At 70.0% G+C, this 13682-nt stretch carries 18 protein-coding genes and 2 pseudogenes; 8 read left to right on the plus strand and 12 right to left on the minus strand.

Going from position 1 to position 13682, the window contains the following annotated elements; genetic code table 11:
• Positions 1-89: 89 nt before the first annotated feature.
• Together C1A17_RS04300 and C1A17_RS04305 are read left to right on the plus strand one after the other, a co-directional pair.
• A complete protein-coding gene (locus tag C1A17_RS04300; protein WP_101651046.1) occupies positions 90-311 on the plus strand; it encodes a hypothetical protein in 222 nt (73 codons plus the stop codon).
• Positions 308-550, plus strand: coding sequence for a hypothetical protein (locus tag C1A17_RS04305; RefSeq protein ID WP_101651047.1), 243 nt, complete (start codon positions 308-310; stop codon positions 548-550). The genes C1A17_RS04300 and C1A17_RS04305 overlap by 4 nt, the downstream gene beginning before the upstream one ends.
• Here C1A17_RS04305 and C1A17_RS04310 read toward each other — a convergent pair.
• Both C1A17_RS04310 and C1A17_RS04315 read right to left on the minus strand, forming a co-directional pair.
• Positions 536-970, minus strand: a complete 435-nt coding sequence (locus C1A17_RS04310; RefSeq protein ID WP_101651049.1) for a bleomycin resistance protein — start codon at positions 968-970, stop codon at positions 536-538. The two genes, C1A17_RS04305 and C1A17_RS04310, sit on opposite strands and share 15 nt — an antisense overlap.
• Positions 967-1524, minus strand: coding sequence for a putative immunity protein (locus C1A17_RS04315; protein ID WP_101651051.1), 558 nt, complete (start codon positions 1522-1524; stop codon positions 967-969). Before C1A17_RS04315 ends, C1A17_RS04310 begins: the two co-directional genes overlap by 4 nt.
• 147 nt (positions 1525-1671) lie before the next feature.
• Between C1A17_RS04315 and C1A17_RS04320 the strand changes: the two genes are divergently transcribed.
• Together C1A17_RS04320 and C1A17_RS04325 are read left to right on the plus strand one after the other, a co-directional pair.
• Positions 1672-2499: a hypothetical protein gene (locus tag C1A17_RS04320; RefSeq protein ID WP_101651053.1), complete on the plus strand. Its 828-nt coding sequence runs from the start codon at positions 1672-1674 to the stop codon at positions 2497-2499.
• A 9-nt stretch (positions 2500-2508) separates the two neighbouring features.
• A complete protein-coding gene (locus C1A17_RS04325) occupies positions 2509-3207 on the plus strand; it encodes a hypothetical protein (protein WP_101651055.1) in 699 nt (232 codons plus the stop codon).
• Positions 3208-3265: 58 nt separating this feature from the next.
• Here C1A17_RS04325 and C1A17_RS04330 read toward each other — a convergent pair whose 3' ends face one another.
• Positions 3266-3847 carry a DUF1345 domain-containing protein gene (locus tag C1A17_RS04330; protein ID WP_342750294.1) on the minus strand — a complete coding sequence of 194 codons (582 nt, stop codon included), beginning with the start codon at positions 3845-3847 and terminating at the stop codon, positions 3266-3268.
• Positions 3848-4069: 222 nt separating this feature from the next.
• Between C1A17_RS04330 and C1A17_RS04335 the strand changes: the two genes are divergently transcribed.
• A complete protein-coding gene (locus C1A17_RS04335; protein ID WP_101651059.1) occupies positions 4070-4309 on the plus strand; it encodes a PspC domain-containing protein in 240 nt (79 codons plus the stop codon).
• A gap of 719 nt (positions 4310-5028) precedes the next feature.
• Positions 5029-5283 carry a hypothetical protein gene (locus C1A17_RS14785; protein WP_180953210.1) on the plus strand — a complete coding sequence of 85 codons (255 nt, stop codon included), beginning with the start codon at positions 5029-5031 and terminating at the stop codon, positions 5281-5283.
• 6 nt (positions 5284-5289) lie between these two features.
• Here the strand turns inward: C1A17_RS14785 and C1A17_RS04345 are convergent, their stop codons facing one another.
• The 6 genes and pseudogenes from C1A17_RS04345 to C1A17_RS04370 all read right to left on the minus strand — a co-directional run bounded on the left by C1A17_RS04345 (position 5290) and on the right by C1A17_RS04370 (position 8967).
• Positions 5290-5643 (minus strand): putative quinol monooxygenase, encoded by a 354-nt coding sequence (locus tag C1A17_RS04345; protein WP_101651063.1) that lies wholly within the window; start codon positions 5641-5643, stop codon positions 5290-5292.
• On the minus strand, positions 5640-6434 hold the full coding sequence (locus C1A17_RS14335) for a VOC family protein (RefSeq protein ID WP_219618250.1): 795 nt from the start codon (positions 6432-6434) through the stop codon (positions 5640-5642). The genes C1A17_RS04345 and C1A17_RS14335 overlap by 4 nt, the downstream gene beginning before the upstream one ends.
• Before the next feature lie 123 nt (positions 6435-6557).
• Positions 6558-6959, minus strand: a pseudogene (locus tag C1A17_RS14340) (DUF3995 domain-containing protein); the annotation flags it as partial.
• 288 nt (positions 6960-7247) lie between these two features.
• A complete protein-coding gene (locus tag C1A17_RS04355) occupies positions 7248-7562 on the minus strand; it encodes a HigA family addiction module antitoxin (RefSeq protein ID WP_219618244.1) in 315 nt (104 codons plus the stop codon).
• Positions 7537-7818, minus strand: coding sequence for a type II toxin-antitoxin system RelE/ParE family toxin (locus C1A17_RS04360; protein ID WP_101651069.1), 282 nt, complete (start codon positions 7816-7818; stop codon positions 7537-7539). The genes C1A17_RS04355 and C1A17_RS04360 overlap by 26 nt, the downstream gene beginning before the upstream one ends.
• 426 nt (positions 7819-8244) lie before the next feature.
• The gene (locus C1A17_RS04370; protein ID WP_101651071.1) at positions 8245-8967 is read right to left on the minus strand and encodes a TetR/AcrR family transcriptional regulator; all 723 of its coding nucleotides are present in this window, start codon (positions 8965-8967) and stop codon (positions 8245-8247) included.
• A gap of 87 nt (positions 8968-9054) precedes the next feature.
• Here C1A17_RS04370 and C1A17_RS04375 point away from each other — a divergent pair, with 87 nt between their 5' ends.
• A complete protein-coding gene (locus C1A17_RS04375) occupies positions 9055-10812 on the plus strand; it encodes an oleate hydratase (protein ID WP_101651073.1) in 1758 nt (585 codons plus the stop codon).
• 59 nt (positions 10813-10871) lie between these two features.
• The gene (locus C1A17_RS04380) at positions 10872-11327 is read left to right on the plus strand and encodes a uracil-DNA glycosylase family protein (RefSeq protein ID WP_101651075.1); all 456 of its coding nucleotides are present in this window, start codon (positions 10872-10874) and stop codon (positions 11325-11327) included.
• Positions 11328-11418: 91 nt separating this feature from the next.
• Here the strand turns inward: C1A17_RS04380 and C1A17_RS04385 are convergent, their stop codons facing one another.
• The 3 genes and pseudogenes from C1A17_RS04385 to C1A17_RS04395 form a co-directional block, all read right to left on the minus strand.
• Positions 11419-12114, minus strand: coding sequence for a DUF2254 family protein (locus C1A17_RS04385; RefSeq protein WP_425427272.1), 696 nt, complete (start codon positions 12112-12114; stop codon positions 11419-11421).
• Between the two features lie 10 nt (positions 12115-12124).
• A pseudogene (locus C1A17_RS14790) lies at positions 12125-12631 on the minus strand (DUF2254 family protein); the annotation flags it as partial.
• A 152-nt stretch (positions 12632-12783) separates the two neighbouring features.
• Positions 12784-13644 carry a 3-hydroxyacyl-CoA dehydrogenase gene (locus C1A17_RS04395; RefSeq protein ID WP_101651081.1) on the minus strand — a complete coding sequence of 287 codons (861 nt, stop codon included), beginning with the start codon at positions 13642-13644 and terminating at the stop codon, positions 12784-12786.
• Positions 13645-13682 lie beyond the last annotated feature (38 nt).

Here is a 13682-nt window from a genome sequence, read left to right on the forward strand (position 1 = left end):
ACACCGTCCGGAGGAGGAGAACCCAGTGGTGCAGCTGGCGAGGGCACAGGCGGACGGTCGACTCGACCCGGATTGCTAGGGTCGGCTCCATGGGATCCCGGACCGTCCTCGCCGCCGCGATCGTGACCGGCTGCGCCCTGCTCGCCGCGTGCGCCGGCCCGGCCGACCCGGAACCGGGCGCTCCCTCCTCGCAGCAGTCGTCCGAGGGCACCGCGGGTTCGAGCAGCACGGATGTCGATCCCGATCAGAAGTTCCCCGAGGTGCTCGCGGCCGGCCTCATGGCCGACGGCGACGGGTACCGCATCAGGTGACGGTCTCCTCGCCCTACGACACCCCGGACCGGTACGCCGACGGATTCCGCGTTCTCACGCCCGACGGCGCGGTGCTCGCCGAGTTCGAGTTCACCCACGATCACGCCGATGAACAGCCCTTCACCCGCGCCCGCGGTCCGTTCGAGATCCCCGCAGACGTCACCGAGGTCGAGGTGGAGGCGCGGGACAGCGAGAACGGCTACGGCGGCGGGACCGCCGTCGTGTCAGTGCCCCGGTGAGGACACCGGTCGGGTGCCGATCTCGGTCTGCAGGCGGAGGAGGTAGCCGTCGGGATCCTGGACGAGAAACTCGACCACTCCCACCTCCTCGTCGCCGGCGCGGTACCACTGCTCCTCGGGGTCGGCGAAGAGCGGCCAGTCGGCATTCTCCAGCCGGCGCAGGATCGGGTCGAGGTCGGGCACCTGGATCTCGAAGTTGATTCGTCGGCCGAGCGGGGGCTCGAGCTCACCCGTGGTCCAGGAACGACCGGGCGCGATCTGGTGGAGCATGACGTGCGCCCGCCCGAGCGTCGCATAGGCAAAGCGATCCTTCGGCCGGTCGAACGCGACGGTGAAGCCGATGAGATCGCACCAGAATCCGAGCGAGCGGCTGAGATCGCTGACGGCCAGCTCCGGAACGAGATCGGGCAAGTCGCTCATGGGAGCCTCCGTGCTCGACCCGTCGAACCGATCTGCTCCTGGATCCGGCGGATGGTCGTGCCGAGGACGCCGCTCGTCAGCAGCCCCGGCCCGAGCGGCCCGGAGGCGTCGGCGCCGAGCGGCGGAAGCTGTCGCAGCGCCGCCCGCTCCGCATCGGTGAGCTGTGCGAGCTGCCAGTTGACCTCGCGGTCGGCCGACTCCGGGTCGTCCAGATTCGCGAGCGCAACCGCCTTGACCGAATACGCTGCGGCACCGAGCGCATGCGCACCCATGTGCGCGACCGCGGCCGCCTGTCCGACGGCCCGGGCCGCTGCGGCCCCGGCAGGCGTCGTTGCGGACTTCGCGGCCTTGACGGCGACGAGCCGTCGTGCGATCTCCTCGGCTGTGGAACCTCTCCCCCGGCTGTACTCCCGTGCCCGGCCGAGTGCTTCGGTGACCGCGGCCTGCGCATCGGTATCGGCGTCGAAGAGCGGGAGGACGCGCTCGGCACATGCCACCGCCCACCGGGCTGCAGTACGGCGGTCGGTCTCGCTGAGGGTCTGGATCGAGGCCATGGACCGATGGTCGCACAGCGCACGGTCTTCGGCCGGATTCCCCGCAGTCCGTGTCGGTGAGGGAACACGCAGCCGCGGCACCACTCACCCGGCGCCGGACCACTCGTCGGGCCCCGGGCCGGAGCGCCGTCTGAGACCATCGGTGTCATGAAGAGCAATCCGCTGGACCTCGCGACCCGCAGGTGGTGGCGCCTCGTGGGGCGCCGTGTCGACCTCGGCGGCCGGGAGTCGTGGCTCGCTGCACCTATGAGCCCGGGACCGGTGGTCGGAACGTCGTGGGTCGGCTCCCCCGGCACCCCGCAGCCGGGAGATGACCCAGATGCCGGACTCCTCGCCGATTTCGACGCGCTCGCCGGTCCGCGGTTCGACCCAGGCATCGTCGACGCCGCGATCCGCAGCTTCTACGGGCACACCGGCCAGTGGGCCATCGACGTGTGGAGTCAGTGGTCGCCGCTGTTCCAGCCGGCCGGGGCTCTCGTCGCCGCTCTCTTCAGCCGGCGCGTGCAGCAGCTCGCGTTGCCGGTCCAGCCGCTGGCGGTCTCCCGCGGCATGGAGAGCACGGTGATCCCGCTGCTGTCCGCGGACGGTCGGCAGGAGGCGGCGGCCTGGGTGCGCACCCTCCGGGCCACCGGGGAGACGGTCTTCAGCGGCCGCTACGCCGTCGCGCACCTGCCGGACGATCCGCAGCCCATGGTCCACGTCGCGTTCCCGCTGGAGAACGGGAATCTCCAGGTCTACCTCGAACCGCGCAACCACGGGTCCGGAGGTTTCTCGCTGGTCTCGGGACGCGGCGCGTTCGGGCAGCCGGGCGCCTATGTCGTCGTCTCCCATGCCCGCGGACACTCCGCAGCGCGGGTGCCGATCCATGAGCGCTTCGACCTGTACGTCGATGAGCAGGGGGTGCTCCGCACGGATCACCGACTGCAGATGGGGCGGGCGACGGCTCTCCGCCTCCATTATCGGATGGCGCGCTAGGGTCGGGGCATGCACTCGTTCCATCTGGCGCACGTGGGACCGCTGCGCGGAGCCGCCGCATTGCTGCGGCCTCCGCAGGGAGCCCGGGTCCCGGGACTGCGCGCCGCCGAGGTCATGGCCGGGATGCGACTGGGCGCCCCCGTCGTCTCACCCCATCGGCTGCAGCTGAGCCGGCTGGCCATGTTCGCGGAATGGGATGACGAAGCCGCGCTCGAGGCGTTCCTCGCCAGCCGGGGGCTCGGGCAGGCGTTCGCCGGGGGCTGGCATCTCCGGATGGAGTTCCTGCGGCGCTGGGGCAGCGTCGACGCGTTCAGCGCCCTCCCGGCCGAGGTCGGCGCGGCGGCCGCGGACGAACCGGTGGCGGCGGTGACGCTCGCCCGGATGCGCCTGCCGGAGCTCCTCCGATTCATCCACTGGGGGCGTCCGGTCGAGCGGCAGGTCCGTGATCATGCCGACACGACGCTCGCGATGGCCGCGATCCGCCCGCCGCGGACCGTGTCGACGTTCTCCATCTGGAGCAGTACCCGGGCGATGACCGGTATGGTCTTCGGCCGCGACCACGGGGTGGGGACGCAGCGGCACGTGGCCGCGATGCGCGAACGCGAGCGGCGCGACTTCCACCACGAGTTCACGACGCTGCGGTTCCGGATCCTGTCCGAGCACGGCGCGTGGGACGGGCGATCCGACTACTCACGCGCAGCAGCCTGAACCCCCACCGGCGCGGCATGGGAGCGTGCAATGGTCGGCGCGGTCACGGGTGAGGTCACTACTGGGCGAGGTTGACGATGAGATTGATCGACGCGGCGATGATCACGGTGCCGAACAGGAAGGAGAGCATGGAGTGGGCCCAGACGATGCGCCGGATCGCCGGAGTCGTGAGATCCGTGTCGGCCACCTGGTAGGCCATCCCCAGTGAGAAGCTCAGATAGGCGAAGTCCGAGAACCGCGGCGTGCCGTCGCTGCCCTGGAACTCGATGCACCCCGGTTCGGCGCCGAGGTAGTGCTTGGCGTAGCGCAACGTGTACGTCGTGTGGACCGCCAGCCATGACGCACCGACAGTGAGCATCCCCAGGACCGCATCCGCGATGCTCCGGCCGAGGACCAGCATGACTCCGACCGCCACGAGTGCTGAGAGCGCCGCACCCACGACGAGCACCTCGACCTCCGACCGGGTCGGGTCCACCTCGGCGAAGTGGTCCTTCGTCCGGTCCTCGTCGAGCCGGGCGAACAGCCAGATCAGCGGGAGGCTGTAGGCGAACATCGCAGCGCACATGCCTGCGAGCACCTGTGCGGTAACCCCCCTCGGCGACGAAGCCCGAACCCAGACCGACGGCCACACCCACTGCACCGGACACGGCCAGGCGCACGGCCATCCGCTGGTGGTACCGAGAGGATCTGCTCACCGTTCCAGGCTACTCCCACTCTCCGACGCCACCGGTGAGAGGAGCAGGCCCGCAGGCGAGCGGTCCTCAGCCGAGGACGACACCAAGTGCGGAACGGGGGCACTCCCCCTCCCGGACTCGGGTCAACCCCACTGTCGCAGCGGACGGCCCGACGTAGTGTCGACACCATGAAGAAGCTATTCGATTCCATCCGCACCGCTCGTTACCGCCGTGGGCCGCAGCGCCTCGTCGCCGGCATCTGCGGCGGCCTGGCCGAGATCCTCGGCCTCAACGTGTGGCTCGTCCGCGTGCTCGTCCTCGTCTCGTTCGCACTCCCCGTGCTGGGGGTCGGCGCGTACCTCATCGCCTGGGTCGTGACTCCTTGGCGGGACGGCAGCATCCCGCTCGAACGGGCGATCAGCAGCTGAGAGCGCGGGTGCCGGGCTCCTGCGGGACGGCAGATCCGTGCCGATGCACGCTCGATGAGACGATGAGTCCATGACAGCAGCTGCACGCCGCAGCCGAGGCGCCGGCCCGGCCGCCGGCACCGGGAGGCCGATTCCCTGGTGGGGAGTCGCACTCGCGGTGGCGGCGTGGGTGGTGCTCTGGTCGCTCACTCCGGGGCTCCTCGAGCACGGGGTCGGCAGTCTTCTCAGCACCGAGCTCGGCACCCAGGTCCTCATCGAGAGCGCCCTCGCCCTCGTCGTGCTCGCGCTCATCGCCCTCCTCCTGCCCCGGCGCACCGCTCGGCCGCTCGCACCGTCACAGCAGATGTGGGCATACACGGTCCCGGCGGCTCTCGCGATCGCACTGCCGTTCCACTACTCCCTGCCGGCACCGGTCGGGATCTACATCGTCTGGATGGCCGTGTCGGTGCTGTGGCAGCAGCTGCTGACGTTCGGGCTGCTCCAGGACGTGCTGCGCGAACGTCTTCCGGCGTGGGCGACGATCCTGGTGGTGACCGCGATCTTCTGGGCCGGTCATGCGGTGTGGCTGCCGGACCGGTTCGGGTTCGACCAGCCGCTCGCTGGCCTCGGGATCGTGGCCATGGGTCTCGTGGTCAGCTCCCTGCGCGCGTGGTTCGGTGTCCTCCACATTCCGCTCGCGCTGCATCTGACGTTCCGTCGGAACCGGTGGCTTGCGTTGGGTGTCTGCGACAGCCGCACTGGTCGCGATCGTCGGGGTCTGGTCGATATGGGCGGCACCGCGGGCACGGCGGCGGCTGGCGCTGAGGCCGCGCCTCGTGCTCATCGCGGTCCTCGGCGTTCTCGTCGCAGTCGGCTTCGTGGTTGCAGGACGCGTCCCCGAGGTTGTGCTCACCCTCGTCTCGACCTGCACGGTCGTCCTCGCGCAGTCGCGTGATTCAGCCACCCGGTCGGACCATCCAGGGCAGTCGCCATGACGGCTATCAGGAACTGTCCCTGCGCGTGATCGAGGATTCATCACCGCCCTCGAACGTGTACCGTCGTTCGATCCCGGCGGTCGCTCTCCCCCACGCGCTCTGCCTCACCCGGTCCTGGTGCGCTGCGAACGCCTCGGCGTCGGTGAACTCCTCGTCGACCTGCCAGACGAACGGGTCGACGGTCGGTCGGACCTCGAACACGAGGCACCCGGGTTCGTTCCAGCTGAGCTCGATGTGCAGCGGCAGATGGCGCAGCACCGTGTCCTGCTCCGCTGCGGAGGAGCAGGCGAGCTGCCCGGTGAGAGCGACCCTCCCGCTTGCGCCGTGCTGGTCGATGGCACGCTCGTCGCCGGTTGTCATTCCCCTGGTGCGCCCTCGCCAGTGGTCGAGGAGATCACTCCGAAGGCCGCGCCCTGCGGATCGGCGACCACGGCGTATCGGCCGTAGGGCGAGTCCTCTGCCGCCATGAGCACGGACCCACCGCGCTCCTCGATGGCGGCCACGGTGGCATCGGTGTCCTCGACGGCGAACGAGACCTGCCAGTGCGAGGGCACGCCGTCGGGCAGCATTCCGACGGCGTCCATGAGTCCGGCGCGTGCCGCATCACCGGGGGCGTTCGTGATGTAGCGCATTCCTTCGGCCATCGGCTCGGGGGTGTTCTGCCACCCGAAGACGGTGCGATAGAACTCCGCGTCGGCGTCGAAGTCCGTGGACATCGAGTCGAACCACACCGCTGTGCCGACCTGGCCCGAGGTGTCGAATCCAGTGAAGATGTCCACCTGCCACAGGCCGAAGGCGGCGCCCGAGGGGGCGGCGACGATCGCCATCGACCCTATGTCGCCGACGGCCATGGGCGGGACGAACTCCTGTCCGCCGTGCTCGGTGATCTGGTCGATCGTCGCGGCGATGTCGTCGGTGCGGAGGTAGACGGTGAAGGCGGCCGGCATGGACGGGGCGAGCTCGCCCTGCTCGTTCATGTTGAGAGCGGCGCCGCCCACGGGGACGCCGACGTCGACGATCTGGTAGTTGCCGAACTCCTCTCCCATGGAGGTGAAGTTCCATCCGAAGATGTCGTGATAGAAGGTCTTGGCTGCGTCCAGGTCGGTGGTGCCGAGGTCCACCCAGGTCGGGGTGCCGGGTTCGATGGTCATGGGGATCCTCCTCGAGGGGACGTCACGGCTGTGACGTGACTCACGGTACCGCGTGGAGGGTGATTGTGGGAGCTTCCACGACCTGCGTGATGCGATCAGCGCGCCGAAGAGCAGCAGCGCCCACGCGCAGAACAGCGGGTCCCAGAGGAATGCATGGCCTTTGAGCGCCGAATCTCCCGCAACCTGCGCACCCGAGGCGATCCCGAACCACGCACCCACTGTTCCAGCGCCTCCCCAGACGAGGAGGACAGCGGCACCCGCCCACGACAGCACGCGCACCCATCGATGGGCCGGAGGTCGCAGATGGTCGAATAGCGGGACCAGAGCTCCTGCAGCCTTCGCGACCCCGACCGCCACGAGCATCAGGCCGACGCCCGTGCCTCCTTCACGCTGCGTATCGACGGCGAACTGCCCCACCGTCTCCAGCAGCCACCCGCCGCCGAGGGCCCAGTAGAAGCTGAACGCCGCATGGATCGAGCCGATGGCGGCCGCTCCGGCGAACATCCGCATCCCTGGACGACTCATCACGCGGTTCAAGTTAACGATTCCGTGGATCCGTCAACTGAACGGAGAGTGGATCGCGTGCGACGGCCACGCGAACAGATGCGGTCTCGGCCGGCCGATCGCGCTCGCGTCTCCCCTAGAAGTGGTTCCGAAAGCGACAGCGAACTCGTTCGGGGTGACGTTCGGACCTGTCGCACTTGGAGGACTCCAAGTGATTGCGGTGATGCGCCCGCAGCTAGTCTATGAAGGTGATCACAACGTCATGCGCGTCTTCGGTGCCGGTTCGAGAGGGCCGACCCGAGTGACCGCTCAGCCGACGCGGAGCGGATGGATCTGGTCGAGTGAGTCGCCCAGTGCGTCCGTCTCGATCTCGAGATCGTAATGCGACTGCAGGTTGATCCAGAACTGCGGATCCATATCGAAGAGGCGCCCCAGCCGCAGCGCGGTATCTGCCGTGATGCGCCGCTGACCGTGCACGATCTCGTTGATCCGGCGCGGCGGGACACCGATCGAGACCGCGAGCTTGTTCTGGGTGATCCCGAATCCCTTGATGAAGTCCTCCATGAGGATCTCACCAGGGTGCACGGGTGCCCACTTCTCAGTGGTAATCGACGAGTTCGACATTCTCGGCACCTCCATCCGTCCAGGTGAAGCAGATTCGCCACTGGTCGTTGACGCGAATGCTGTGTTGCCCTGCCCGGTCTCCCTTGAGTGCCTCCAAGCGATTTCCCGGTGGCACCCGCAGCGAGTCCAAGTAGCGTGCAGCATGAATCTGCGCCAGCTTGCGGATCGTCGCCTTCTGCACCCGGGGATCGATCGACGGCACCTTCTCGCGATGCCACAATCGCTCGGTCGCCTTGTCCCCGAAGGATCTGATCACACGACCAGTCTATAACGCCGAGCGTCAATAACGCTACACGTTAAACCGGAACTCCACCACGTTCGGTAGCCGAGTAACCTTTGACGTAGATTGACTCCACGAGTGCTGAGGCTAGGCGGGCCGCCGTCTACCTGCGGATCTCTCAGGATCGCGAGAACCGTCGCCTGGGTGTGGACCGCCACAGGGAGGACGCCGAGGCGCTCATCAAGGCTAGAGGATGGACTCCAGCAGGGGTCTACGAGGACAACGACATCTCCGGCAGTGGAGTTCTCCGATGGCGCCATCGCCCCCGCCCTGCTGGGCGAGGATCTGACGGTGGGCCCCACACGACCGCGGCGGGCACGCGCCTGCCGGCCGCGCGGCGGGCCATCGCGGCGGCGCCGGCCGGCGCCAGCGGCGGCTCGAACGGCCCGGACGGCTTCCGGGTCACCGGGCGGCGCCCGCCCCCGCCACCACGAGGTCGATGAGCCGGCGGAGCACAACATCGACGTCCTCGCCGTCGATCCGCCCCTGCCGGGAGCGGTTGAGCTCGGCCAGCACCCCGGCGACGATGAGGCGGGCGCCGGTTGCCGCAGCCGCACCGGGCTGCTCGCCGGCAGTGCCTGTCGCACCGTCCCGCGCCGCCCCGATCGCACCGGAGGCGTCGGCCCGGCCGTCCTGCAGGCGCGCGGCGATCTGCTCTTCGAGGCGATCGACGTGGTCGAGGACCCGCCGGCGATGCGGCATGTCCGCACCGAAGAGGATCTCGCGGGCGACCCACGTCGCAAGCTCGGACCAGCGCCGCATCGCGGTGACGAGCGGCGAGATCAGCTCCGCGATCCGGTCCGCGGTCTGCCCGCCCGCCGTCGCGGCGCCGGGCGCGACGAACGCAGAGAGCGAAGGGGTGGTCGTCGCGCGCTCGTGGGCTCCCCAAAGCGCATCGACGACCATCATGAGCAGCTCGACCTTCGTCGCCGCGTACTGGAAGACAGTGCCCTCGGCCACGTCCGCCGCGCGCGCCACCTCGCTCATCGAGGTCCGCTCGAAACCGCGCTCCTCGAACAGCGCGCGCGCCGCGGCGAGGATGCGGGCGCGCTTCTCCGCCTTCGCCCGCTCGCGCCTGCCCAGCGTCGCCGAGGGCGCCAGCTCCGTGTCATCCCGAGTGTCCATGCGGCCATTGTAGTCGACTCAATTCTGAGTACACTCAATATTGAGGCCGGGTGATCGGCATCCGGCACGCGACGGGAAGGATGGATCATGAAGCACACGGCAGGCAACTACGAGGCGTTCGCGCGTCCCCGCCCCGCACAGCACGCGCAGGAGACGAAGGCCTACATCGTCGGCAGCGGGCTGGCCGGGCTCGCGGCGGCCGTCTTCCTCATCCGCGACGCCGGGGTCCCCGGCGCCAACGTCACGATCCTCGAAAAGGGCGAGATCGCCGGCGGTGCGCTCGACGGCCTCGACGTCCCGGAGAAGGGCTTCGTCATCCGCGGCGGCCGGGAGCTGGAGAACCACATGGAGTGCCTGTGGGACATGATGCGCTCCATCCCCTCCCTGGAGCTCGAGGACGCCTCCGTGCTCGACGAGTTCTACTGGCTCAACAAGGACGACCCCAACTACTCGCTGCGCCGCGCCACCGTGCGCCGGGGCGAGGACGCCGGCCACGAGGGCCGCTTCGACCTGCCGAAGCGGGCGCAGAAGGACCTGTTGAAGATCTTCCTCGCCGAGCGCTCCGAGATGGAGGGCAAGCGCATCGACGAGGTGATGGGCCGCGAGTTCCTCGACTCGCCGTTCTGGATGTACTGGCGGACGATGTTCGCCTTCGAGGAATGGCACTCCGCGCTCGAGTTCAAGCTCTATCTCCACAGGTTCGTCCACCACATCGGCGGACTGCCTGATTTCTCGGCGCTGAAGTTCACGAAGTACAACCAGTACGAGTCCTTCGTCTTGCCGCTCATGCACTACCTCACCGAGCGCGGCGTCGTCTTCCAGTCCGGCACCGAGGTCCTCGATGTGGACTTCGCCCACCGCAACGGCGAGATCCGCGCCACCGCGATCCACTGCCGCCGCGACGGCGCCGAGGAGACCATCGAGCTCGGTGAGCACGACCTCGCGCTGATGACGATCGGCTCGCTGGTGGACAACTCCGATGAGGGCGACCACCACACGCCCGCAGCCCTCAACGAGGGCCCGGCCGCGGCCTGGGACCTGTGGAAGCGGATCGCGAAGAAGGACCCGTCGTTCGGGCGCCCGGAGGTCTTCTGCTCCTCGATCGAGGAGACGAAGTGGGAGTCGGCCACCGTCACGACGCTCGATCAGCGCATCCCGGCCTACATCGAGCGCATCGCCCAGCGCGATCCGTTCAGCGGCCGCGTGGTCACCGGCGGCATTGTCACCGCCGAGGACTCCTCCTGGCTGCTGAGCTGGACGGTCAACCGCCAGCCGCACTTCAAGAAGCAGCCAAAGGACCAGATCGTCGTCTGGGTCTACGGCCTGTTCGTCGACGTCGACGGCGACTACGTGAAGAAGCCCCTGTCGCAGTGCACCGGTGAGGAGATCACCCAGGAGTGGCTCTACCACCTGGGAGTGCCCGTGGAGGAGATCCCTGAGCTCGCTGCGACGGGCGCGCGGTGCGTGCCGGTGATGATGCCCTACGTGACGAGCTTCTTCATGCCCCGTCACGCCGGGGATCGGCCCCGGGTCGTCCCGGAGGGCGCCGAGAACTTCGCGTTCCTCGGGCAGTTCGCGGAGACCGGCCGCGACACGATCTTCACCACCGAGTACTCCGTGCGCACCGGCATGGAGGCCGTCTACGAGCTCCTCGACGTGGAGCGCGGCGTGCCGGAGACCTGGGGCTCGACGTACGACGTGCGCGACCTCCTCGAGGCCTCGGCGCGCATGCGCGACGGCAAGAAGGTGGAGATCCCCGGACCGGCCGCGCTGCGCGGCTACCTGCGCGACAGGTTCGAGCACGGAGAGATCGGCCAGCTCCTCGAGGAGCACGGCCTCATCTGAGCCCCGCCCACCGCGGGTGCGCCTCGGGCCCGGTCCCGAGGCGCGCCTAGGCTGGTCCCATGTCGCCCACCGCTCCCCTCGGCTCCGAATCCCGCCTGCCCGCCGCCTGGCGGCCCTGGCGCCGGCCCTCGCCGCTGGCCGAGCACGGGATCGGGATCGCCTACCTCGTGGGACGGACCACGGCGCGCGCCGCCCAGCTGACCCGCGCGGAGCTGCGCGCGGGCGGGCGGCGCCTGATCCGGCGCGCCGCGGTGCTGCGGCCCTGCGCCGTCGCGGTGGTGGGCATCACCGCATTCCGTCAGGCCTTCGACCGTCCCGGTGCGGTGCTCGGGGTGCAGCCGGTGGCCGATGAGTCCGGGGCGCCGTGGGTGCCGGGGTGGCCGGACGGGGTGGCCCTGTGGGCGCTGCCCAACCCCAGCGGGCTCAACGTCCATGAGACCGCCGCGACGCTGGCGCAGAAGTGGCGGGAGGTGTGGGCGGCCACCGGCGCCCCGCCCGCCTCCCTAAGGGGCTGAGCCGTCGCGCTCAGGCCGGCGGAGCCTCGGGCTCGGGGACCTGCTCGGCGCGCGCCGCTGTGCCGAGCGCCCGGCCCAGGCCCTGCGGATCCTAGCAGCCGGCCAGTCTGCGGTCGAGCAGGGCCGCTCGCTGCTGGAGCTCGCACTGCCCGGCGAGCGTGTCGAAGAGCGCCCGCAGCCGCCGCTGGATCTGGACGCTGCCGGTGCCGTACTGGCGGATCTCGTCGGTGGCCGCGGCGACGTAGTCGGCCCAGCTGCGCTTCCAGTCGCGCAGCACCGACGCGTCGGGGTGGGCGGCCAGGAGCGCCTCGCGCTTGGCGACGTCCGGGGCGAGTTCGGCGAGGACGTCCTCGATCTCGTCGAGCGCCTGGACGGCGCGGTTGGGATCGTTGCCAACGGGCGAGAGCGCTTTGAACGCGATGTCGACCATGGCGCGGATCGCGCCGAGGGGCCGGCTGGCGCGCCAGAGCACGTCGCCGAAGTGCCAGCTGGCGGGCGAGAGCGCGTCGCCGAACGCCAGCGCCGATTCGAACGCGCGGCACTGGGCCCGGCCCACCGGCGCCGAGGTCCGGAAGAGGATCCCGCCGCTCGGCACGGGGGTGCCCAGGCTGGGCACGAGCTCGATGCGCATGCCCCACGCCTCCTCGCAGTCGAGCAGGCGCGGGATGCTGACGGCGAGCACGACGTCCCCCGCGGGGCGCGGCGGCGCCGGCGCACGGGGCGGCCGCCGGCGGCGGTGCCGGTGGCGAGCTTCGCGGCGCGGGTGTGGAAGCGTAGCGGGTGGAATCGCGGCCCTCGGCGGCGAGGTGGCGCAGCAGCGCGCCGGGGTTGAGCAGCCGGCACACGCGCACGGCGACCGCGATGAACATGACGCCGCAGCCCACGGTGATGGCCACCGACACGACGGTCGAGGCCCAGAGGCGGTAGGCGTCCCCGCCCACCGCGATCGAGAGCGCGATGAGGAGCGCATAGGCGTACGTGCCCACGAAGCAGCCCAGCCCCCACTGGATGACGCGATCGGCCTGGAAGACAGGCGAGATGCGCACGGACAGGGCGGTGACGCTCAGGCTCATGGCGGCCGTCAGCCCGCTGAAGACGAGGTCGGCCAAGGTAACCATGGCGCAGGAGATGATTCCCAGCAGCGAGCCCACGGCTCCCGCGTCGAGCTGCGGGAGTGCAGCGGCGGCGCGAGCGCGCGGTCGAGGGCAGGCAGCACGACGCCGAGGGCGAGGGCGAGCAGGAAAAGGCGCAGGGGGATGCCCCACATCGTGGGCACGCGGACGTGGCGGCACATGGCCGCCCATTCGCGGCGCGGTCTCCCGGCGGGCCGGGCCCGCCTCGGAATCGCCGTCCCTCAGCGCTGCACCCACACGGGCCTCCTCGCGACCGGGCCGCCCGGCGGCGCGCCCGCCGCACCCGTGGCGCGGCAGGTCGAGCCTACCGAGCGCTGCGGGACTCAGCCCTGCGGGTCGTCGTAGAAGCCGCCGCCCGCGCCGGCGCCCATGCGGCCGCGGTCGATGTAGTGCTCCTTGAGCCAGGCGGCGAGGCGCTGGCTGTGCTCATCGCCGCTCGACAGGATGTTGTAGGCGGTGCCGAGCCCCACGACGTCGTAGATCTGGAACGGTCCCATGGGCGCGCCCGTGGCGATCCGCCAGACGTTGTCGACGTCCTCTGGCTGTGCGTAGCCGCCCGCCGCCAGGTCGAGGGCCGCATTGAGGAAGGGCACGAGCAGCGAGTTGAGCACGTAGCCGGGGCGCTCTTTGAGCACGGGGATGGGCACCATGCCGATGGCGCGGGCGAACTCCACAACAATGTCGAAGACCGCGGGGCTCGTCTTCGCCGTGCCCATGACCTCGGCGGTGTTGAACTTCCAGATTTGGTTGGCGAAGTGCAGGGCGAGGAAGCGGTCGGGCCGCCCCGTGAAGTCCTTCATGTCGCTGGGCAGCAGGGTCGAGGAGTTCGTCGCGAAGATCGTGTGCTCGGGGGCGAGCGCCGCGAGCTTCTCGTAGGTCTCGCTCTTGATGTCGAGGCGCTCCGGGACGGCCTCGATGATGAGATCGGCATTCCCCGCGGCCTGCGCGAGGTCCGTCGTCGTCGCCAGGCGCTCGAGCGCTGCCTGCGTGCTGGCCTCGGTGGCGCCCTCGACCTCGACCCGGTAGGCGGTGACGAGCGCGTCCAGGCGCTTGCGGCCGGCGCTCAGGGCCTCGTCGCCGATGTCGTAGACGGCGACGTCGAAGCCGGAGTAGGCGGCCTGGTAGGCGATCTGGGCGCCGAGCACTCCGGCGCCCAGCACGGTGACGCGGGCGATGTCGCTCATGGTGTTCCTCCTCGATGGGCCGCCGGGGCGGCAGCCGC

Origin of the sequence: Brevibacterium ihuae, assembly GCF_900184225.1 — a bacterium.
Taxonomy (GTDB): Bacteria; Actinomycetota; Actinomycetes; order Actinomycetales; family Brevibacteriaceae; genus Brevibacterium; species Brevibacterium ihuae.